We start from the raw sequence: 21,649 nt of genomic DNA, 5'->3' as shown, positions 1-21,649 counted from the left end.
ACGTTTTGCTGGAAGCCTCAACCTACGCGGTAGTTCGGCGCTTCCTTGGTGATCTGCACGTCGTGAACGTGGGACTCGGCCATGCCGGCACCGGTGATCCGCACGAACTCGGGCTTGGTACGCATTTCTTCGATGTTGGCGCTGCCGGTGTAACCCATCGAGGAACGCAGGCCGCCCATCAACTGGTGAATGATCGCGCTCAGGGTGCCTTTGTACGGCACACGGCCTTCGATGCCTTCCGGAACCAGTTTCTCGGCGCCTGCCGAGGAGTCCTGGAAGTAACGGTCGGACGAGCCTTGAGCCTGGGACATGGCGCCCAGCGAACCCATGCCGCGATAAGCCTTGTACGAACGACCCTGGAACAGTTCGATCTCGCCCGGGGCCTCTTCGGTACCGGCGAACATCGAGCCCATCATCACGCAGGACGCACCGGCCACGATGGCCTTGGACAGGTCACCGGAGAAACGGATACCACCGTCGGCGATCAACGGCACGCCAGTGCCTTCAAGGGCGGCGGCAACGTTGGCGATGGCGCTGATTTGCGGCACGCCGACACCGGCGACGATACGGGTGGTGCAGATCGAGCCAGGGCCGATACCGACCTTGACTGCGTCGGCTCCGGCTTCGGCCAGGGCCTTGGCGGCAGCGCCGGTGGCGATGTTGCCGCCGATCACCTGCACTTCAGGGAAGTTCTCTTTGACCCAGCGTACGCGGTCGATCACGCCTTTGGAGTGACCGTGTGCGGTGTCGACCACCACCACGTCCACGCCGGCATTGACCAGTGCAGTCACGCGATCACCGGTGTCTTTACCGGTGCCGACCGCAGCGCCAACGCGCAGACGACCTTGATCGTCCTTGCTGGCCAGCGGATAGGCTTTGGCTTTTTCGATGTCGTTGACGGTCATCATGCCTTTGAGGGCGAATTTGTCGTCGACGATCAGCACGCGCTCGATACGGTGCTTGTGCAGGAGTTCACGGACGTCGTTCTTGTCGGCGCCTTCCTTGACCGTGACCAGACGCTCTTTAGGCGTCATCACTTCGCGGACAGTGGCTTCCAGACGGTTTTCAAAACGTACGTCGCGGGAGGTGACGATGCCGACCAGGTCGCCATCGTGCAGTACCGGAACGCCGGAAATGTTGTGCAGACGGGTCAGTTCGAACAGATCACGCACCGTGGCATCGGCCTCGATGGTGATGGGATCCTTGACCACACCGGCTTCGAACTTCTTGACCTTGCGCACTTCGGCAGCTTGCTGCTCGATGGTCATGTTCTTGTGGATAATGCCGATGCCACCTTCCTGAGCCATGGCGATTGCCAGACGGGCTTCAGTAACGGTGTCCATGGCGGCAGAAACCAGAGGAATATTCAGTTCGATGCCACGGGTAAGACGGGTCTTGAGACTGACTTCGTTGGGAAGCACCTCGGAATAACCGGGCACTAGGAGAATGTCGTCGAATGTCAGAGCTTCTTGGCTGATACGCAGCATCGCGGGGGCTCCCGAGCGGGAAAATGGAAGCGCGCCATTATAGTCAGACACCCCCTGCTGTTCAATGTAAAACTCAGCCTAATTGATAGATGGAAAAGCCCGGCCCTACAGCTCCACCTTGACCCAAGAGACAGGTTGATCGAGCCAATCGGCGAACTCGTCGATAAAGCTCTGCTTGAACCCCGCCTCCAGCCAATTGTTGAAAATGAAGCCGAGGTTGGAAAACGCGCATTCCTGCAAAAACAGGAAGCCGTTGATGTCGTCCTCGTGCCCGCATTCCGGGCAGGTGAAATTGTCGGTTCGGCCTGGAAACCAGTCTTCAAGACTTTCGAACAGCGCCTCACCCACTTCGCGGCGGCACTGCGCGCAACCGGCCTCCTCGAGAAAGCCCTTGGCCGGTGTGTAGATGCAGCGTTTGGTGACGATCTCCAGGCCGTTGATCGGCTCGCCGAACGGCAGCGCTTCGGGGTACAGCACCACGGCGCGAGCACCATCAGCGATGGCGTGCGCCATACGGTTGCCGGTGCGGCCGCAGGTGGTCAGCTGTTCTTCGATGATGTTCTTGCGCACCAGCCAGCGCACGATCGCCCGCGCCCGGGGCTCGTGCACCGGCAGGGTGGAGATTTTCGGGACGATGATGCTTTGCGAGTTCATGGAGAGTCCTGCGGTATGGCTTCTGACGCCTTCGCGAGCAGGCTCGCTCCCACATTCGAATGCAATCTCCTGTGGGAGCGAGCCTGCTCGCGAAGGCGTTCTAAAGGCCGGCAGCTTAATCCCTGAAGAAATCCGGTCAAGTGCTGAAATAGCGCACGATCAACGCAATCCCGCTGGCCAGCACCAGCCACGTCACCAACCGCACAAATGCCTCGCGGGACAACTTCATGCTCAGCCGCCGGCCGATCCACAAGCCCAGCGCCATGGCCGGCAACAGACACAGCGCCAGCATCAACAAGGGTAGCTCGGCATACACACCGGCGATGACAAACAGACTCAAGCGCACCACGGTGCTGCAACTGATCAACGCACTTTGCGTGGCCCGCGCCGCGTCCTTGGGCAGGCGGCTGTTCAGATAGATCGCGTAAAGAAAGCCGCCGCTGCCAAACAATGCGCCGAACAACCCGCCCACTGTGCCCATCGGCACCGCCCACGCCGCCGACAACTGTGCCGGCCGCGCTTTCACCCACAGGCTGTAAACCGCATAGGCGCTGATAAACAGCCCCATCAAAAGCAGTAACAGATCGGATTTGAGATTCAGCAGGAAGATCACCCCCAGCGTGCAGCCGATTGCCATGCACGGCAGCAGCCTGAGCAATTCCGGCTTGGCGACGTCCCGGCGCGAGGGCAGCAGATTGCCGAATGCCGCGACGAAATCCAGCAGCACCAGCAACGGCACGATTTTCGAAAGCGGCATGAACAGGATCAGCATCGGCCCCGCCACCAGCGCCGTGCCGAAACCGGCGATGCCGAATACGATGTAGGCCAGGACAATGGCCAAACCGATGACTGCCCAACCGCCCGCGCCCCACGACCACGCCCCCAACAGCTCCATCATGCTCATCGTCCGCATCCTTTATAAGACCGCGCTGACTGTAGCCAGTAGCGGGCAGCACGACCAGATATCAAATTGATCCCATGTGGGAGCGAGCCTGCTCGCGAAGGCGGAGTGTCATCCCCCGTTGTTGTCCGCTGACACAATGCTTTCGCGAGCAGGCTCGCTCCCACAGGGTTTTGTGTGGGTGTCATGGTGATTGGCGGGCAAATGCCTTTAAACTGCGCCCCATGATTAAAGATCCCTTTGCAAGAATTGGCCTGGACCGTGAAGTCCTGACCGTCAGCCAGCTCAACGGCCGCGCCCGGGTGTTGCTTGAAGACGTGTTCAGCAACATCTGGGTCGAAGGCGAAATTTCCAACCTCGCACGTCCGGCGTCCGGTCACGTCTACTTCACCCTCAAGGACAGCGGTGCGCAGGTGCGTTGCGCGTTGTTCCGGCAGAACGCCGCCCGCGTGCGCCAAGCGTTGAAGGACGGTCTGGCGGTCAAGGTGCGCGGCAAGGTTTCGCTGTTCGAAGGCCGTGGCGACTATCAGCTGATCCTCGACACCGTGGAGCCGGCCGGTGACGGCGCGCTGCGTCTGGCCTTCGAAGCACTGAAGGAAAAGCTCAGCGCCGAAGGCCTGTTCAGTGCCGAACGCAAAGTCCCGCTGCCCGCCCATCCACAGCGCATCGGCATCATCAGTTCACCGACCGGCGCGGTGATTCGCGACATCATCAGCGTATTCCGCCGCCGTGCGCCGCAGGTGCAACTGACCCTGATTCCGACCGCCGTGCAGGGCCGCGAGGCCACCGCGCAAATCGTCCGCGCGCTGAAAATGGCCGACGCACGCGGCTTCGACGCGCTGATCCTCGCCCGTGGCGGCGGCTCGCTGGAAGACCTCTGGTGCTTCAACGAAGAAGCCGTGGCGCGCGCGGTCGATGCCTGTGTCACACCGATCGTCAGCGCCGTGGGCCATGAAACCGATGTTTCGATCAGCGATTTTGTCGCCGACGTCCGCGCCCCGACGCCCTCGGCCGCCGCCGAACTGCTCGCCCCGGATTCCAGCCATCTGATCCGTCAGGTCGAGAGCCTGCACCGGCGTCTGCTGATGCGCATGCGTGATCGCTTGATGCGTGATCGCCTGCGTCTCGAAGGCATGGCGCGACGGTTGCGCCATCCCGGCGAACGTCTGCGCCAGCAGGCGCAACGTCTGGACGATCTGGACATGCGCATGCGCCGCGCTTTCGAGCGCAGCCTCAATACCCGCCGCGAACGCCTGATCCGTCTGGAAACCCGTCTCGCCGGGCAACATCCGGGGCGCCAACTGGCGATGCTTCGCCAGCGCCTCGACAGCCTCGCCGAACGTCTGCCCCGGGCCATGCGCGATGGTCTGAAACAGCGTCGGCAGCAATTGCACAGTCAGATGCAGACCCTGCACGTGGTCAGCCCGCTGGCGACTCTCGGTCGTGGCTACAGCATCCTCCTCGACGAGCGTGGCCACGCGATCCGCAATGCTGCGCAGACGCACACCGGCCAGCGCCTGAAAGCCAAGCTCGGCGAAGGCGAACTGCAAGTGCGCGTCGAGGATAATCACCTGACGCCCGTCACCCTCTCTTTACTGGACTGATCCATGCCGCGTTTTCTCGCTCCGCTGCTGTTGCTCTGCCTGACCTTCAACGCCCACGCCGACAGTTACATCACCCGGCTGCTGAACAAACCGGTGCCGGGCGGCGTCGCCGTGGTGAATCTGGGCACTGCCGCGCAGGCGCCGAAAGCCACTTATCAGGGCAAACCGGTGCTGGTGGTCAAGGAGCAGAACAACTGGCTGGCGATCGTTGGCGTGCCGCTGACGGTCAAGCCCGGTGCGCAGCAGATCAGCAGCGCTGGGCGCAATCTGCCCTTCACCGTCGGCAGCAAGAAATACCCGGAACAGCACATCACCCTGAAGAACAAACAGCAGGTCAATCCAAACGCCGACAACCTCAAGCGCATCGAGGGTGAACTGGCGGAACAGATCGCGGCTTACCGCAGTTTCAGCCCGACCACGCCGAGCAATCTGCTGCTGGACAAACCGGTCAACGGGCCGCTGTCGAGCAAGTTTGGCGTGCGTCGCTTCTTCAATGGCGAAGAACGTAATCCTCATGCCGGTCTCGATTTCGCAGTGCCCGCGGGCACGCCGATCAAGACCCCGGCGGCGGGCAAGGTGATTCTGATCGGCAATTACTTCTTCAACGGCAACACGGTGTTTGTTGACCATGGCCAGGGCTTTATCAGCATGTTCTGCCACATGTCGAAGATCGACGTGAAGAACGGCCAGCAACTGGCCCGTGGCGCAGTGGTCGGCAAAGTCGGCGCGACTGGCCGGGCAACCGGGCCGCATATGCACTGGAATGTCAGCCTGAATGACGCGCGGGTGGATCCGGCGATTTTCATTGGTGCTTTCCAACCTTAAAGAAATTCAACAGGGCTGATGGCCTCTTCGCGAGCAAGATCGCTCCCACAGGGATTTGTTTATGAATGCAATCCAATGTGGGAGCGAGCTTGCTCGCGAAGGCGGCCTATCCAACCTACAAATACCGCTGGCACCCGACCGCTCTCAATTGCGCCTCAATCTACCCTCACGCAAACATCAACAACATGTACTGACTTAAGCACAATAAAATCGCGCAAAATCCCGCTTTCCGGGTATTTCTCTCAATTTTTTCCGACTGCTTGCCATCCTTTCCCCTCGCGGTTAGGGTTGAAGCCATGAAAACCTCTCACACCCTCATTCAGCTTCGCCAGCACCGCAGCCTGTGCCTCGTCAGCGCACGACTGCCAGGCTGAATCGCTGCGCCTCGTCCCACGCTTTTCCAAGAACATTCGTTCAACCGGCAGGCCGCCTCTTTTCGGCCCAGACAACAAGGAATTTCCCGATGAGCATGCTCAAAGACCCGTCTTCGAAATACCGCGCGTTTCCCGTCATCAACCTGCCTGATCGCACCTGGCCGTCGAAGACTATCGACGCCGCGCCGATCTGGTGCAGCTCCGACCTGCGTGACGGCAACCAGTCGCTGATCGAGCCAATGGACGCGGCGAAGAAGCTGCGCTTCTGGAAAACCCTGGTGCAGGTCGGTGTGAAGGAAATCGAAGCGTCGTTCCCGGCCGCGTCGCAAACCGACTTCGACTTCGTGCGTACTCTGATCGAAGAAGGCCACATCCCGGACGACACCACCATTCAGGTGCTGACCCAGGGCCGTGAAGACCTGATCGAGCGCACCTTCGAATCCCTGCGCGGGGCGAAGAAAGCCATCGTTCACCTGTACAACGCCACCTCGCCTTCTTTCCGTCGCATCGTCTTCAACCAGGACAAGGACGGTATCAAGGCCATCGCCGTCAACGCTGCCAAGCTGTTCGTCAAATACGCAGCCATGCAGCCAGAGACCGAGTGGACCTTCGAATACTCGCCGGAAACCTTCAGCGCTACCGAGCTGGAATTCGCCAAGGAAGTCTGTGACGCCGTGATCGAGGTGTGGAACCCGACGCCTGAGCACAAGATGATCCTCAACCTGCCGGCCACCGTTGAATGCGCAACGCCGAACGTTTACGCCGACCAGATCGAGTGGTTCGGCCGCAACATCAATCGTCGTGACAGCGTGATCATCAGCCTGCACACCCACAACGACCGTGGCACCGGCGTCGCGGCCACCGAGCTGGGCCTGATGGCCGGCGCCGATCGCGTCGAAGGCTGCCTGTTCGGCAACGGCGAGCGCACCGGTAACGTTGACCTCGTCACCGTCGCGCTGAACATGTACACCCAGGGCGTCGACCCTGAGCTGGACTTCTCCGACATCGACGGCGTGCGCAAGGTCGTCGAAGAGTGCAACCAGATCCAGGTGCACCCGCGCCACCCATACGTTGGCGATCTGGTGCACACCGCATTCTCCGGCTCGCACCAGGATGCAATCCGCAAGGGCTTCGCCCAGCAGAAACCGGACACCTTGTGGGAGGTGCCGTACCTGCCGATCGACCCGGCCGACATCGGTCGCAGCTACGAGGCGGTGATCCGCGTCAACAGCCAGTCGGGCAAGGGCGGCATCGCTTACTTGCTGGAACAGGAATACGGCATCAGCCTGCCACGCCGCATGCAGATCGAGTTCAGCCAGGTGGTGCAGCGTGAGACCGATCGCCTGGGCCTGGAGATGACGGCCAAGCAGATTCACTCGCTGTTGATCAGCGAATATCTGCAGGCCAACACTCCTTATGCGCTGGTCAGCCATCGTTTGCAGGAAGAGAACGGCAACAGCGCCGTCGAAGTCGAAGTGGCGAGCAAAGGTCAGGGCGAAACCAACCTGCACTGGCGCGGCAAGGGCAACGGCGCGCTGGAAGCACTGGTCGCCGGCCTGCCGATTCCGGTGGAAATCATGGACTACAACGAACACGCGATCGGCGCGGGCACCAATGCCAAAGCAGCGGCTTATATCGAACTGCGGGTGAACGGTGAACGTGCGGTGCACGGCGTGGGTATCGATGAAAACATCACCACCGCCAGCTTCAAGGCATTGTTCAGCGCACTGAACCGCTCGCTGAGCCAGCCAGAGGCAAAAGCGGCGTAATCGACCGCTGAAATGCGAAAGGCCCCGGAGTGTGAGCTCCGGGGCCTTTTTTTGCCTACAGGATTCTGGCTGACTTTTATGGCCCTTTCGCGAGCAGGCTCGCTCCCACATTTGGAACACATTTCCCTGTGGGAGCGAGCCTGCTCGCGAAGGCGTCCTGACAGGCGCTGGGAGTATCAGGTGAACTCAAACGTGTCGGCATCCAGGTTCGCCGGAAAGCGCTCGCGATACGCCGCCAACGGCGCCGCTTCCACAATTACCTTGAACACGCCATCCGCCTCCCCCGCCGCCAGCAACGTCTCGCCCTGGAAATCCAGCACCTGACTGTCGCCGGTATAAGCGAAGCCTTTGCCATCGCTGCCCACCCGATTGACTGCTGCCACGTAGCAGAGATTTTCAATCGCTCGTGCCGGCAGCAGACGGTTCCAGTGCAGACGCCGTGCGCCCGGCCAATTGGCGGTGTATAGCAGCAGATCGGTGTCCTGCGCGTCGCGGCTCCACACCGGGAAGCGCAGGTCGTAGCAGATCAGCGGACGAATCCGCCAACCCTTGAGCTCGAACTGCACCTGCCGCTCGCCCGGCGTGTAATGGTTGTGCTCGCCGGCCATGCGGAACAGGTGACGCTTGTCGTAATGCAGCACTTCGCCGTCCGGCCGCGCCCAGAGCAAGCGGTTGCGATGGCTGCCGTCAGCCGCCTGAATGATCACGCTGCCAGTGATGACCGCATCGAACTTCGCCGCCTGCGCCCGCAGCCATTTGCTGGTCGGGCCGTTTTCGGCTTCAGCGAGGGTTTCCGATTCCATTGAGAATCCGGTGGTGAACATCTCCGGCAGGATGATCAGATCGGCGCCCCGGGCCTGCTCCAGCAGCAGCTCGAAATGCTCGAGGTTGGCCTGGCGATCGTGCCAGGCCAGGCTGGTCTGGATCAGCGCCAGGGTCAGGTCTGGCAATGCACTCAGATCACGCATAGTTTCGCCGCCGCTTCACGCAGCGTCTCCTCGCGTTTGGCAAAGCACAGGCGTATCAGGCGCTGGCCCTGCGGTGGATTCTGGTAGAACACCGACACCGGAATGCTCGCGACACCGTGCTCGCGAGTCATCCACATGGCCATCTCAACATCGTTCAGATCCGGACGGATCTGCGAATAATCGACCAATTGGAAATAGGTGCCAGTGACCCGGGTAAAACTGAAGCGCGACGGCGCGAGCAGATCGCAGAACAGATCGCGCTTGGCCTGATAGAAACCCGGCAGCTCTTCAACGTGCTCCGGGTGCTCGGCCATGTAATCGGCCAGCGCGTATTGCAGCGGTGTGACGCCACAGAAACTCACGTACTGATGCACCTTGCGCAGCTCGGCCGTCAGCGCTGGCGGGGCGACGACGTAGCCGGTTTTCCAGCCGGTGACGTGGTACGTCTTGCCGAACGAACTGACCACGAACGCGCGCTGATACAGCTCTTCATGGGCCAGCACGCTGACATGCGGCACGCCGTCGAAGACCAGGTGCTCGTAGACTTCGTCGCTGATCAGATAGATGTCGCGATCGCGGATCAACGCCGCCAGTTGATCGAGCTCGGCGCGGCTGATCAATGCGCCGCTAGGGTTGTGCGGGGTGTTGATGACGATCATTTTCGTCCGCGGGCTCAGGGCCGCAGCGAGCTGGTCGAAGTCGATGGAGAAATCGTCCGGATTCAGCTGCACATGCACGCAACGACCGCCCGCCAACTCCGTCGCCGGGGCGTAGCTGTCGTAGCACGGATCGAACACGATGACTTCATCGCCGCTGTGAATCACTGCCTGAATCGCGCAGAAGATCGCCTGAGTCGCACCGGGCGTTACCGTCACTTCATGATCGGCATCGACAGTCACGCCATAGCTGCGCGCGATCTTGGCCGCGATCTGCTGACGCAACGCCGGCAAACCGGTCATCGGCGAATACTGGTTATGGCCACTGGCGATATGCCGCCCGACCGCATCACGCAACGACTGCGGGCCGTCGAAATCAGGGAAACCCTGGGACAGGTTGATCGCGCCGGTCTGCGCCGCGAGCTGAGACATCTGCGTGAAAATAGTGATGCCGACATTCGGCAGCTTGCTGGTGATCATCGGAGGCCCCTTGCAGGTGAGCTGCAAGTTTCAAGCGTCAAGCTGCAAGCTGCAAGCAAAAACCCGCGCCCACAAAAAAGGGCTTCATACGAAGCCCTCTCTGCTTTACCGCTTTTACTTGCAGCTTGCAGCTTGAAACTCGCAGCTGCTTCTACTTCTTGTCGCGGCGCTTCTTGCTGGCTTTCTTGTTGTGCGACATCAAGCGACGCTTCTTGTTGACCTGGCGGTCGGTCAGCGTGTTCTTGTTGCCTTCGTACGGGTTCTCGCCGCCCTTGAACTCGATGCGGATCGGCGTACCGACCAGCTTGAGTACACGGCGGTAAGTGTTTTCCAGATAGCGCACATACGACTTCGGCACTTTCTCGATCTGGTTACCGTGGATCACGATGATCGGCGGGTTCGCACCACCCAAGTGAGCGTAACGCAGCTTGATCCGGCGGTTGTTGACCATTGGCGGCGCGTGCTCGCCCACCGCATCTTCGAGAATCTGGGTGAGGCGGTTGGTCGGCCAGCGGGTCACAGCGGACTTGAACGAGTTCTGCACCGAGGCGTAGAGGTTGCCCACGCCCGTGCCGTGCAGGGCCGAGATGAAGTGAATGTCGGCGTAGTCGACGAAGAACAGTCGGCGTTGCAGCTCGACTTTGACGAAGTCGCGCTCGCTCGGCGTCATGCCGTCCCACTTGTTGATCGCGATGACCAGCGCACGACCGGATTCGATCGCGAAGCCCAGCAGGTTCAAGTCGTGATCGACCACACCCTCGCGGGCGTCCATGACGAAGATCACCACGTTGGCGTCTTTGATCGCCTGCAGGGTTTTGACCACGGAAAACTTTTCGACTTCTTCGTGGATCTTGCCGCGCTTGCGCACACCGGCGGTGTCGATCAGCGTGTACTTCTCTTCATTGCGCTCGAACGGAATGTAGATGCTGTCGCGGGTGGTGCCCGGCTGGTCATACACGATGACGCGGTCTTCACCGAGCATGCGGTTGACCAGGGTCGACTTGCCGACGTTCGGACGACCGATGATGGCGATCTTGATCCCGTCTTTTTCGCTCGGACCAGGAATGCGCTTGGCTTCCTCGCCCTCGGCAACGACTTCTTCCTCTTCGCCTTCAGCCGGCTCGTCATCATCGCGCGGGAATTCGCTCAGGGCGGCTTCCAGCAATTGCGTGATGCCTCGGCCGTGGGCGCCGGCGATCGGGATCGCGTGGCCCATGCCCAGCGGGGCGAATTCGGCGCGGGCCATTTCCGGGTCGATGTTGTCGACCTTGTTGGCCACCACGTGGGAACGCTTGTTACGTTTGCGCAAATGCTCGGCGATCATCTGGTCGGCAGCGGTAAAACCGGCCTTGGCATCTACCAGAAACAGCACCACATCGGCTTCTTCGATGGCCAGCAGCGACTGCTCGGCCATTTTTTCGTCCATACCATGTTCGTCACCGGAGATACCGCCGGTGTCGATCAGAATGTAGGAACGCCCTTGCCACTTGGCCTCACCGTACTGGCGATCACGGGTCAGACCGGACAGGTCGCCGACGATGGCGTCACGCGTCCTGGTCAGGCGGTTGAACAAGGTGGACTTGCCGACGTTCGGTCGGCCCACCAGGGCGATTACGGGAACCATGCGGCTCTCCACTTCGTTATTTCAGAAAATACAAAAGCCGCTGCGAGGCAGCGGCTGGTGCTCGGGGCAACACCCGGGGGCGCTGCAAACCCTGCTGATGCAGGGCCGCTTGGGGATGAACCCCAAGCATAGTTGTTACTTGATGGTCAGGGCTTCCAGTTTGCCGCTGTTGCCATACACATAAATCGTGTCGCCCACCACCAGCGGACGGGCACGCAGGCCGTCGCTGTCGATGCGCTCACGGCCGACGAAACGACCGTCGACCTGACTCAGCAGATGCAGATAACCTTCCAGGTCACCCACAGCTACGTAGCTGGAGAACACTTCCGGTGCCGACAGTTGACGGCGAGCCAGCGAGTCGTTGCTCCACAGTGCGGTGGTGGAACGCTCGTCGACGCCTTCAACGGTGCCCGAGGACAGGCTCACGTAGACGCTGCCGAAACCTTGAGCAATACCGGCGTAGCTCGACGCATCGCGCTGCCACAGTTGACGACCGCTTTCCAGGTCCAGTGCCGCAACGCGACCCTGATAACTGGCCACGTACAGCGTGCCGCCGGACAGCAGCAGACCGCCGTCAATGTCGACCACGCGCTCCAGTTCCGAACGACCCTGTGGAATGGCGATGCGTTGTTCCCACACCGGCACGCCGTTGGAGATGTCCAGCGCGACCACTTTACCGGTCGACAGGCCAGCTACCGCCAGACGGTTGGTGACCAGCGGAGCACTGGTGCCACGCAGGGTCAGGACCGCCGGGGTGCTGTCATACACCCAGCGCTGGTTGCCGGTGGCAGCGTCCAGACCGATCAGACGATCGTCCTGGGTCTGCACAACGACCACGTCGCCATTGTTGGCTGGCGGCGCGAGCACTTCACTGTTGACGCGGGCACGCCACTTCTCTTCACCGTTGCTGGTGTCCAGAGCGACGACTTCGCCACGCAGTGTACCGATCAGTACCAGACCGTAACCCACGCCAACGGCGCCGGAGACAGGCAGTTCCAGATCCTGGTCCCACTTCACGTCGCCGTTGCTGCGATCCAGCGCCATCACCACACCGGTCACATCGGCGGCGTAGATGGTGTCACCGTCGATCGCCGGCACCAGCATGTTGTAGGTTTCGCCCTGACCGTCACCGATCGAGCGGCTCCACTGCTTGTGCAGAACCACTTCTTCTTTGAAGTCGGTCAGTTCGGCCGGTGGCAATTCTTTCTTGCTGTTGCTGCTGCAACCCGCGGCCAGAAGGGCCAGAGCCAGCAATGCTGCATGCTTCCAACGGATCACGTCACGCATCCCCTTTGGCCAGGTCGTCGAGCTTGATTTGAAGGCCACCGACCGCCGCTTCATCCGACAGTGCCGCCTTGGCTTTTTGATACGCCTTGTTCGCGTCATCGGTACGGCCCAAGCGCACCAGCAGGTCGCCCTTGAGTTCTTCGCGAGTGGCCAGGAACGCTTTGTCGGCATCGCCGTCGAGCAGTTTCAGGGCGTCTTCGGCCTTGTCCTGCGCGCCCAGCACCTGCGCCAGACGCTGACGGGCGATTTCGCCCAGCGCCGGGTTGGCCGGTTTGTCGACGATGGCTTTGAGTTCGGTTGCCGCGTCGTCCAGCTTGCCGCTGTCGACCGCTACTTTGGCGACGAACAGGCTGCCGTACTGCGCGTAGGCCGAACCGCCGTATTCGCTGTTGAGCTTGCCGGCCAGATCCGCAACGCGGGCGGCATCAGGCTTGCCGTCAGGCGTCAGCGTGGTTTCCAGCAATTGCTGATAGAGCACCGAGGCGCCTTGCGACTGGTTGCTCTGGTATTTGTGCCAGGCCTGCCAGCCGAACACGATAACCAGCGCCAACAGGCCGCCGGTGACCAGAGGTTTGCCGTTGCGTGTCCACCAGTCCTTCAAATCCGCCAACTGTTCGTCTTCGGTACTCGACACCCCAATACTCCTTAATCGCTAAATCGGCTGTTAAGACAGCTTCAACCCTGCACGACGCAGGTGGCCAGGTGAGCGGCGAGCTCATCCCAGGCAATGCTTTGTTGTTCGCCCTGGCCACGCAGGGGTTTGAAACCTACCACTTGCTGGGCCATTTCGTCGTCACCGAGGATCAATGCGTACAGCGCACCGCTCTTGTCGGCCTTCTTGAACTGGCTTTTGAAACTGCCGGCGCCGGCATTGACTTGCAGGCGCAGGTTTGGAAGTTCATCGCGGACCCGTTCGGCCAGGGCCAGACCGGCCAGCTCGGCTTCTTCACCGAAGGCGCAGAGGTAGACGTCGACCTGACGGGAAATTTCCTGCGGGATCTGCTCGAGGGTTTCGAGCATCAACACCAGACGCTCGATGCCCATGGCGAAACCGACGCCCGGGGTTGGCTTGCCGCCCATCTGCTCGACCAGACCGTCGTAACGGCCGCCCGCGCACACGGTGCCCTGGGCGCCGAGCTTGTCGGTGACCCATTCGAAAACGGTTTTGCTGTAGTAATCGAGGCCGCGCACCAGTTTCGGGTTAAGCACGTAAGGAATGCCGACGGCATCCAGACGCGCCTTCAGGCCTTCGAAGTGTGTACGGGACTCGTCGTCGAGGTAGTCGGCCATTTTCGGTGCATCGACCAGCACGGCCTGGGTGTCGGCATTTTTCGTGTCGAGCACCCGCAGCGGGTTGGTTTTCAGGCGACGCTGGCTGTCTTCATCGAGTTTGTCGTGGTGCGCCGAGAGGTACTCGACCAGCGCTTCACGATAGCGACCACGGGATTCGCTAGTGCCGAGGCTGTTGAGCTCGAGCTTGACCGCATCACGAATGCCCAATTCGCCCCACAGGCGCCAGGTCATGATAATCAGCTCGGCGTCGATGTCCGGACCGTCGAGGTTGAACACCTCCAGACCGATCTGGTGGAACTGGCGATAACGGCCTTTCTGCGGACGCTCGTGGCGGAACATCGGGCCGATGTACCAGAGTTTCTGCACCTGACCACCGCCGGTGATGCCGTGTTCGAGCACTGCGCGCACGCAGGCCGCGGTGCCTTCCGGACGCAGGGTCAGCGAATCACCGTTGCGGTCTTCGAAGGTGTACATCTCTTTTTCGACGATATCGGTGACTTCGCCGATCGAGCGCTTGAACAGCTCGGTGAACTCGACGATCGGCATGCGGATCTGCTTGTAACCGTAGTTATCCAGCAGACGCGCCACGGTGCCTTCGAAATAACGCCACAGCGGGGTCTGTTCGGGCAGGATGTCGTTCATGCCACGAATGGCTTGCAGAGACTTGCTCACAAAATTTCCTTAATTCGTTCGATCAGCCGCGCGCGATAACGGCAGCGTCAGCTTCGACCTTCTCGGCCGCTTTCTGGCGGATCAGCTTTTCCAGCTCGTCCACCAGATTGTCATTCGTCAGCTTCTGCGACGGTTTGCCGTCGATGTAAATCAGGTTGGGCGTGCCGCCGGTCAAGCCGATATGGGCTTCCTTGGCTTCGCCGGGACCATTGACCACGCAACCGATGACCGCGACATCCAGCGGCACCAGCAGGTCTTCAAGGCGCCCTTCCAGCTCGTTCATGGTCTTGACCACATCGAAGTTCTGCCGCGAGCAGCTCGGGCAGGCGATGAAGTTGATGCCACGGGAACGCAGATGCAAAGACTTGAGAATGTCGTAACCGACCTTCACTTCCTCGACCGGGTCGGCCGCCAGCGAGATGCGGATAGTATCGCCAATCCCTTCGGCGAGCAGCATACCTAGGCCTACGGCGGATTTCACTGTGCCCGAGCGCAAACCGCCAGCTTCAGTGATGCCGAGGTGCAGCGGCTGGACGATTTCTTTCGCCAGCAAACGGTAGGCTTCGACGGCCATGAACACGTCGGAGGCTTTCACGCTAACCTTGAAGTCCTGGAAATTCAGGCGTTCGAGGTGTTCAACGTGGCGCAGCGCGGATTCGACCAGCGCCGCCGGGGTCGGCTCGCCGTATTTCTTTTGCAGGTCTTTTTCCAGCGAACCGGCGTTGACACCGATGCGGATCGGAATACCGCGATCACGGGCAGCATCGACCACAGCACGCACGCGGTCTTCACGGCCGATGTTGCCCGGGTTGATGCGTAGGCAGTCCACGCCCAGTTCGGCCACGCGCAAGGCGATTTTGTAGTCGAAGTGGATATCGGCCACCAACGGCACTTTGACCAGTTGCTTGATCTTGCCGAACGCCTCGGCGGCGTCCATGTCCGGCACCGAGACGCGGACGATGTCGACGCCGGCGGCTTCCAGACGATTGATCTGCGCCACGGTCGCGGCGACGTCATTGGTGTCGCTGTTGGTCATGCTCTGCACAGCGATCGGCGCATCGCCGCCCACCGGTACGTTGCCGACCCAGATCTTGCGCGATTCGCGACGTTTGATTGGAGATTCGCCGTGCATGACTTATTGACCCAACTTCAGGCGAGCAGTCTCGCCACTGGTGAACGGAGCGATGTCGACCGGTTGGCCGTTGTAGCTGACCTGTGCTGCGCGGGCAACGCCCAGACGCACATTGAGCGGCGGTTTGCCGGAAACGGTCACGCTGTCGCCTTTATGCTTCAGACCACTGAAAATCACTTTGCCACGGCCATCGGTCACCTGTGCCCAGCAATCGCCGGTGAACTGCAATTGCACCTGGCCTTCGCCGGCAACCGGAGCAGCTGCTTCAGCGCTTGGCGCTTGTGCGACCGGCGCGGTCGGGGCAGGTGCCGCGGGGACATTCGGCGCTGAAGTGGCCGGAGCCGCCACCACTGGTGCAGGCGTCTGTGCCGGAGCGCTTGGCGCAAGTGCCGGGGCAGCTGGCTCGGTCGCTGGCGCAGCAGATTCGGCGCCGGTCGATTCAGCACTGGTTTCCGACTGCGGCAAGGCCAGCGATGTCGAATTGTCAGCCTGATTTTCGGCGACAGCCTGGTCTTCCGGCTCGTCGATCGGGTGGATCTGCGTGGTGCCGTCAGCGCCTTCGACTTCGACGTGCTCCGGCGCCAGGCTGGTCAGATCGCGGGTGCGCTGGGAGGTCTGATCCTGCCACCAGACGAATCCGCCGCCGATGACCGCGATCAGCAGCAACAGGCTGACGATACGCAAAATGGTGTGGGAAACCCGCACCGGCTCTTCGATACGACCGAGGGCGTGAACGTTGCTGCCCTGGGAATCGGTGCCGGTGGACTGGTCGAATTGCTGAACCAGAACGGTCTGGTCCATGCCGAGCAATTTGGCATAGGCGCGAATGTAACCGCGAGCGAAGGTATGCCCCGGCAGCTTGTCGAAAGCGCCGGCTTCAAGATTGCTCAGGGACGTCACGGTGAGGTTGAGCTTGAGGGCCACTTCGGCCAGCGACCAGCCATTGCTTTCGCGGGCCTGGCGCAGGGTCTCACCGGGATTTACGCGATTCGCTGCTACAACTTCGGGATGCGCCGCTTTCATCATTGCTCCGACAGGTATTGCTGATATTCCGGCGTACCGGGATAGAGTCGTTTTAATTGCAGACCGTAACTGGCTGCCTTGTCGCGATCTTCAAACACTTTTGCCAGCCGAACGCCGAGCAATAGACTACGTGCATTTTGTTCGGTGAGCTGGCTGAAACGGTCGTAATAGTCACGCGCGGGCACATAATGCCTGTCTTCGAAGGACAACTCAGCCATTTCCAGCAATGCGCGTGGTTGTTGGCGATTCAGGCGCAGGGCTTTTTCCAGCTGTTGCTGGGCCAGATCACGCTGGCCAAGCTTGGCGGCGGTCATGCCGAGGTTTTCGAAGACCCGCGAGCGCTCAGGATACAGGGTATCGGCGGCCGCTTGTTCAAAACGCTCGTAGGCTTCCTTGTAGCGCTGTTCTTCGTAGAGAAAACTGCCGTAGTTGTTGAGGATGCGCGCATCGGCAGGACGTGAGGACAAGGCCTTGCGAAAGTGCTCGTCGGCCAGTGCCGGCTCCATCTCGGCCTGAAACACCAGACCGAGGGCCGCATTGGCGTCGGGGTCGGAACCGTCCAGCTCCAGTGCTTTTTTCAAAGGCACCTTGGCGCGCTCGGTCATGCCCTGCTGCAGGTAGCCCAGGCCCAGCTGCACGTAGGCAGCCCGCGCTTCATCGCGGCCCTTGCTGGTCTTCATCGGGTTGTAGTCACCCGACAGGACACAACCAGCACACAGGCTGGCCAACAGCAACAGCAGCGCAAAGCGCAGGGACATAGAGATCCTCTCTTAGTTAGTGTTCGCGGCGTTCTGTGCCAGATCGCTGTCGGCGCTCAACTCGCGCACGGCGATGTAACGTTCGCTGCGACGGGTGCGATCCAGCACCTGCCCTACCAATTGACCACATGCGGCGTCGATGTCTTCACCACGAGTGGTGCGCACAGTGACGTTGAAACCGGCCTGATGCAACTGATCCTGGAAGCGGCGGATGGCGTTGTTGCTCGGCCGCTCGTACCCGGAGTGCGGGAACGGGTTGAATGGAATCAGGTTGATCTTGCACGGGATATCTTTAAGCAACTCGATCATTTCCACCGCGTGCTCAAGCTTGTCGTTGACGTCCTTGAGCAAGGTGTACTCGATGGTCAGCACACGTTTCTCGCCAAGGGCGGACATGTAGCGCTGGCACGACTCGAGCAGCATCTTAAGCGGATATTTCTTGTTGATCGGCACCAATTGGTTACGCAATGCGTCATTCGGTGCGTGCAGGGACAACGCCAGGGACACGTCGATGTGCTTGGCCAGCTCATCGATCATCGGCACCACACCCGAGGTGGACAGGGTCACGCGGCGCTTGGAGATCCCGTAGCCAAGGTCATCCATCATCAGATGCATGGCGGCGACGACGTTGTCGAAGTTCAGCAACGGCTCGCCCATGCCCATCATCACCACGTTGGTGATGGCGCGGTCGACGGTGGCCGGGACGCTGCCGAAAGATTTGTTGGCAATCCACACCTGACCGATGACTTCGGCGGCGGTGAGGTTGCTGTTGAAGCCTTGCTTGCCGGTGGAGCAGAAACTGCAATCCAGGGCACAGCCTGCCTGGGACGAAACGCACAGAGTGCCGCGCTTGCCCTGGGGAATGTACACGGTCTCGACGCAGCTGCCGGACGCCACGCGCACCACCCATTTACGGGTGCCGTCGCTGGAGATGTCCTCGCTGACCACTTCCGGACCACGCACTTCAGCAATGGCCTTGAGCTTGTCGCGCAAGGCTTTGCTGACGTTCGTCATGGCGTCGAAATCATCGACGCCAAAGTGGTGAATCCATTTCATTACCTGACCGGCACGGAAACGCTTCTCCCCGATTGAGTCGAAGAATTTTTCCATTTCCGGCTGGGTCAGACCCAGCAGGTTTGTTTTAACAGTCGATGTAGTCATGGATTCACCTTCACTCTGCAAGCAATGCTTAGCGAGTGGTTACTTCAGTAGCTGCGAAGAAGTAAGCGATTTCGCGAGCGGCAGCAGCTTCGGAGTCCGAACCGTGAACGGCGTTGGCGTCGATCGATTCAGCGAAGTCAGCACGGATGGTGCCTGGAGCAGCTTCTTTAGGATTGGTAGCGCCCATCAGCTCACGGTTGCGAGCGATAGCGTTTTCACCTTCCAGAACCTGAACGACAACCGGACCGGAAGTCATGAAAGCAACCAGGTCACCGAAGAAACCGCGCTCGCTGTGCTCAGCGTAGAAGCCTTCGGCTTCGGCTTTGGACAGTTGCTTCAGTTTCGAAGCTACAACGCGCAGGCCAGCGTCTTCGAAGCGAGTGGTGATCTTGCCGATCACGTTTTTAGCAACGGCGTCAGGCTTGATGATGGAGAAAGTACGTTGAACAGCCATGGTGTAACTCCAGAAACGGTAATTTGCGAAAAATTAAACCCGCGAATTATACGCGGGTTCTTGGGTATTGCCTAACCTGCGAGGACGATCAGTCCAATTCTTCAGCCCAGAGCTGCTGAACCGCTTCCAGCACCTTCTCGCCGACCCGGCCAGAAGAAGCATCAAAGCCAGGCAGTTCAAGAATCATCTGCTGCAAACGGACAAAACCTACAGAATACGGGTCGAGTCCCTCATGGGCCTCGGCCAGCTCTTCTGCAATGCGTTGAACATCATTCCAACCGTAGCTCATGACAGTCTTACCAGTCAGTGCGGCGCTTCAGCCGCATGGTTAAGCGAATATTTCGGAATTTCGACGGTGAGGTCTTCTTCACCAACGATAGCCTGGCAAGCCAGACGCGATTGCGCCTCAAGGCCCCAGGCACGATCGAGGAAGTCTTCCTCCAGCTCGTCGGCCTCTTCCAGCGAGTCAAAACCCTCGCGGATGATGCAGTGGCACGTGGTGCAGGCGCAGACGCCGCCGCACGCGCTTTCCATCTCGATATGGTGTTCGTGGGCCAGTTCGAGAATCGATGTGCCGGGCGCAGCCTCGACCACCATGCCTTCAGGGCAGAACTTCTCGTGGGGCAGAAAAATGACCTGCGGCATCAGATATCCTCGATTTCATTCAGGTTGCGCCCCGACAGAGCGGCTTTCACCGTCAGATCCATGCGGCGGGCAGCAAAAGCATCGGTCACTTGCGACAGACGTTTGGTCTGCTGCTCGATGGCGTAGCCATCGGTACCTTTCATCAGTTCGGCCAGTTCCTGCATTTGCAGTTCGATGACCATGCGCTCTTCGGCGTCGAGCAAACGCTCGCCATCGGCCTCCAGAGCGCCCTGCACCGCTTCGAGCAGGCGTTGGGCATCGACTTGCTGCTCACGCAGAACGCGGGCGACCTTGTCGTCATTGGCATGCTGGAACGAATCTTTGAGCATCTTGGCGATTTCGCCATCGGTCAGACCATAGGAAGGTTTGACCTGAATGCTCGCTTCAACGCCCGAGCCCAATTCACGGGCAGACACGCTGAGCAGACCGTCGGCATCGACCTGGAAGGTCACGCGAATTTTCGCTGCACCGGCCACCATCGCCGGAATGCCGCGCAATTCGAAACGCGCCAGAGAGCGGCAGTCGCTGATCAGCTCGCGCTCACCCTGCAACACGTGGATCGCCATGGCCGACTGGCCGTCTTTATAAGTGGTGAAGTCCTGGGCGCGCGCGACGGGGATGGTGGTGTTGCGCGGAATCACCTTCTCCATCAGACCGCCCATGGTTTCCAGCCCCAGGGACAGCGGAATCACATCGAGCAGCAGCAGTTCGCCGCCATCGCGCTTGTTGCCAGCCAGGGTGTCGGCCTGGATCGCGGCCCCGATGGCCACCACTTGATCCGGGTCGATTTCCGTCAATGGCTGACGACCGAACGCTTCGGCAACGGCTTCACGCACACGTGGAACGCGGGTCGAACCGCCGACCATGACCACGGCGTGGACGTCTTCCAGTTCAATACCGGAATCGCGGACGGCGCGGCGGCAGGCTTTCAGGCTGCGCGCGACCATCGGCTCTATCAGCGCATCGAAGGCTTCGCGGGTCAGTTGTGCTTTCCAGTCGCCGTAAGCCACTTCAACGCTGGCAGCGTCGGTCAAAGCTTCTTTGGCCGCACAGGCGATTTGCAGCAGATTGCGTTGTGCACCCGGGTCGAGATCGGCGGACAGGCCAGCGCTCTCGATGATCCAGCCGGCAATCGCGTGATCGAAGTCATCGCCGCCCAGCGCGCTGTCGCCGCCAGTGGCCAGAACTTCAAAGACGCCGCCAGTCAGACGCAGAATCGAAATATCGAAGGTACCACCACCGAGGTCATAAATCGCCACCAGACCTTCAGCGTGCTGATCCAAACCATAAGCCACCGCAGCAGCGGTCGGCTCGTTGAGCAGACGCAACACGTTCAGACCGGCGAGTTTGGCCGCGTCTTTGGTGGCCTGACGCTGCGCATCGTCGAAGTAGGCAGGAACGGTGATCACCGCGCCAACCAGTTCGCCGCCCAAGGTCGCTTCAGCGCGCTGACGCAGGACCTTGAGGATATCGGCGGAAACTTCGACCGGGCTTTTCGGGCCTTGCACAGTATCGATGAACGGCATGTGCGATTCGCCGCCGACAAAGCGGTACGGCAACTGCTCGCCCAATTGCTTGACGTCGGACAGACCACGACCCATCAAGCGTTTGACCGAGAGCACAGTGTTCAGAGGATCGGAGGCTGCCGCCAGCTTGGCGGACTCACCAACTTCGACGCGGTCGGCGTGATAACGCACGGCGGAGGGCAGGATGACCTGCCCGCTCGCGTCGGCCAGCGGTTCGGAAAGACCACTGCGCAGCGCAGCGACCAGCGAATTGGTAGTACCCAAGTCGATGCCCACAGCCAGGCGACGCTGGTGCGGTTGAGGACTTTGGCCGGGTTCGGCGATCTGCAGTAGAGCCATGGTGATCAGGTCTTGTC

The 21,649-nt window shown here is 60.6% G+C and carries 20 protein-coding genes; 3 read left to right on the top strand and 17 right to left on the bottom strand.

Translation table 11 applies throughout. From position 1 onward, the window contains the following. Positions 1 to 17: 17 nt before the first annotated feature. From guaB to KVG85_RS25220, 3 genes are all read right to left on the bottom strand, one after another. Entirely contained in the window at positions 18 to 1,487 is a 1,470-nt protein-coding gene (gene guaB, locus KVG85_RS25230) for an IMP dehydrogenase (protein WP_016773343.1), read from the bottom strand. A gap of 105 nt (positions 1,488 to 1,592) precedes the next feature. Next, complete coding sequence (locus KVG85_RS25225; protein ID WP_073473288.1) at positions 1,593 to 2,141, bottom strand: sugar ABC transporter ATPase; 549 nt, start codon at positions 2,139 to 2,141, stop codon at positions 1,593 to 1,595. 136 nt (positions 2,142 to 2,277) lie between these two features. Next, positions 2,278 to 3,045 (bottom strand): sulfite exporter TauE/SafE family protein, encoded by a 768-nt coding sequence (locus tag KVG85_RS25220; RefSeq protein ID WP_217865313.1) that lies wholly within the window; start codon positions 3,043 to 3,045, stop codon positions 2,278 to 2,280. A gap of 221 nt (positions 3,046 to 3,266) precedes the next feature. Between KVG85_RS25220 and xseA the strand changes: the two genes are divergently transcribed. The 3 genes from xseA (at position 3,267) to leuA (ending at position 7,614) form a co-directional block, all read left to right on the top strand. Then, complete coding sequence (xseA, locus tag KVG85_RS25215; protein ID WP_217865312.1) at positions 3,267 to 4,646, top strand: exodeoxyribonuclease VII large subunit; 1,380 nt, start codon at positions 3,267 to 3,269, stop codon at positions 4,644 to 4,646. A 3-nt stretch (positions 4,647 to 4,649) separates the two neighbouring features. After that, the gene (locus KVG85_RS25210) at positions 4,650 to 5,471 is read left to right on the top strand and encodes a peptidoglycan DD-metalloendopeptidase family protein (RefSeq protein WP_217865311.1); all 822 of its coding nucleotides are present in this window, start codon (positions 4,650 to 4,652) and stop codon (positions 5,469 to 5,471) included. Positions 5,472 to 5,934: 463 nt separating this feature from the next. Continuing rightward, positions 5,935 to 7,614, top strand: a complete 1,680-nt coding sequence (gene leuA / locus KVG85_RS25205; protein WP_016773339.1) for a 2-isopropylmalate synthase — start codon at positions 5,935 to 5,937, stop codon at positions 7,612 to 7,614. Between the two features lie 176 nt (positions 7,615 to 7,790). On the opposite strand, the gene KVG85_RS25200 is transcribed toward leuA, so the two are convergent. The 14 genes from KVG85_RS25200 to hscA all read right to left on the bottom strand — a co-directional run bounded on the left by KVG85_RS25200 (position 7,791) and on the right by hscA (position 21,632). Further along, positions 7,791 to 8,582 carry an amidohydrolase gene (locus KVG85_RS25200; protein ID WP_122507799.1) on the bottom strand — a complete coding sequence of 264 codons (792 nt, stop codon included), beginning with the start codon at positions 8,580 to 8,582 and terminating at the stop codon, positions 7,791 to 7,793. Beyond that, positions 8,570 to 9,718 (bottom strand): pyridoxal phosphate-dependent aminotransferase, encoded by a 1,149-nt coding sequence (locus tag KVG85_RS25195; RefSeq protein WP_122602386.1) that lies wholly within the window; start codon positions 9,716 to 9,718, stop codon positions 8,570 to 8,572. The genes KVG85_RS25200 and KVG85_RS25195 overlap by 13 nt, the downstream gene beginning before the upstream one ends. Positions 9,719 to 9,869: 151 nt before the next feature. Next, positions 9,870 to 11,342: a ribosome biogenesis GTPase Der gene (gene der / locus KVG85_RS25190; RefSeq protein ID WP_024014210.1), complete on the bottom strand. Its 1,473-nt coding sequence runs from the start codon at positions 11,340 to 11,342 to the stop codon at positions 9,870 to 9,872. A 135-nt stretch (positions 11,343 to 11,477) separates the two neighbouring features. Further along, a complete protein-coding gene (gene bamB / locus KVG85_RS25185; RefSeq protein ID WP_039761439.1) occupies positions 11,478 to 12,629 on the bottom strand; it encodes an outer membrane protein assembly factor BamB in 1,152 nt (383 codons plus the stop codon). Continuing rightward, complete coding sequence (locus KVG85_RS25180) at positions 12,622 to 13,263, bottom strand: tetratricopeptide repeat protein (RefSeq protein ID WP_056790153.1); 642 nt, start codon at positions 13,261 to 13,263, stop codon at positions 12,622 to 12,624. Before KVG85_RS25180 ends, bamB begins: the two co-directional genes overlap by 8 nt. A gap of 41 nt (positions 13,264 to 13,304) precedes the next feature. After that, complete coding sequence (gene hisS, locus KVG85_RS25175) at positions 13,305 to 14,594, bottom strand: histidine--tRNA ligase (protein ID WP_217865310.1); 1,290 nt, start codon at positions 14,592 to 14,594, stop codon at positions 13,305 to 13,307. A gap of 22 nt (positions 14,595 to 14,616) precedes the next feature. Further along, entirely contained in the window at positions 14,617 to 15,726 is a 1,110-nt protein-coding gene (ispG, locus tag KVG85_RS25170) for a flavodoxin-dependent (E)-4-hydroxy-3-methylbut-2-enyl-diphosphate synthase (protein ID WP_016773332.1), read from the bottom strand. Positions 15,727 to 15,729: 3 nt separating this feature from the next. Then, positions 15,730 to 16,749: a RodZ domain-containing protein gene (locus tag KVG85_RS25165; protein ID WP_217865309.1), complete on the bottom strand. Its 1,020-nt coding sequence runs from the start codon at positions 16,747 to 16,749 to the stop codon at positions 15,730 to 15,732. After that, on the bottom strand, positions 16,749 to 17,507 hold the full coding sequence (gene pilW, locus KVG85_RS25160) for a type IV pilus biogenesis/stability protein PilW (protein WP_016773330.1): 759 nt from the start codon (positions 17,505 to 17,507) through the stop codon (positions 16,749 to 16,751). The genes KVG85_RS25165 and pilW overlap by 1 nt, the downstream gene beginning before the upstream one ends. A 12-nt stretch (positions 17,508 to 17,519) precedes the next feature. Continuing rightward, positions 17,520 to 18,668, bottom strand: a complete 1,149-nt coding sequence (gene rlmN / locus KVG85_RS25155; protein WP_024014215.1) for a dual-specificity RNA methyltransferase RlmN — start codon at positions 18,666 to 18,668, stop codon at positions 17,520 to 17,522. Positions 18,669 to 18,696: 28 nt separating this feature from the next. After that, a complete protein-coding gene (ndk, locus tag KVG85_RS25150; protein ID WP_016773329.1) occupies positions 18,697 to 19,122 on the bottom strand; it encodes a nucleoside-diphosphate kinase in 426 nt (141 codons plus the stop codon). 88 nt (positions 19,123 to 19,210) lie between these two features. Then, positions 19,211 to 19,411, bottom strand: a complete 201-nt coding sequence (iscX, locus tag KVG85_RS25145; protein ID WP_217865308.1) for a Fe-S cluster assembly protein IscX — start codon at positions 19,409 to 19,411, stop codon at positions 19,211 to 19,213. Between the two features lie 14 nt (positions 19,412 to 19,425). Then, positions 19,426 to 19,767, bottom strand: coding sequence for an ISC system 2Fe-2S type ferredoxin (gene fdx, locus KVG85_RS25140; RefSeq protein WP_016773327.1), 342 nt, complete (start codon positions 19,765 to 19,767; stop codon positions 19,426 to 19,428). Next, entirely contained in the window at positions 19,767 to 21,632 is a 1,866-nt protein-coding gene (hscA, locus tag KVG85_RS25135) for a Fe-S protein assembly chaperone HscA (protein ID WP_137214102.1), read from the bottom strand. The genes fdx and hscA overlap by 1 nt, the downstream gene beginning before the upstream one ends. Positions 21,633 to 21,649 lie beyond the last annotated feature (17 nt).

Origin of the sequence: Pseudomonas triticicola (genome assembly GCF_019145375.1) — a bacterium.
In the GTDB taxonomy this organism is placed as follows: Bacteria; Pseudomonadota; Gammaproteobacteria; order Pseudomonadales; family Pseudomonadaceae; genus Aquipseudomonas; species Aquipseudomonas triticicola.
This window is presented reverse-complemented; position numbering and strand designations above follow the sequence as displayed.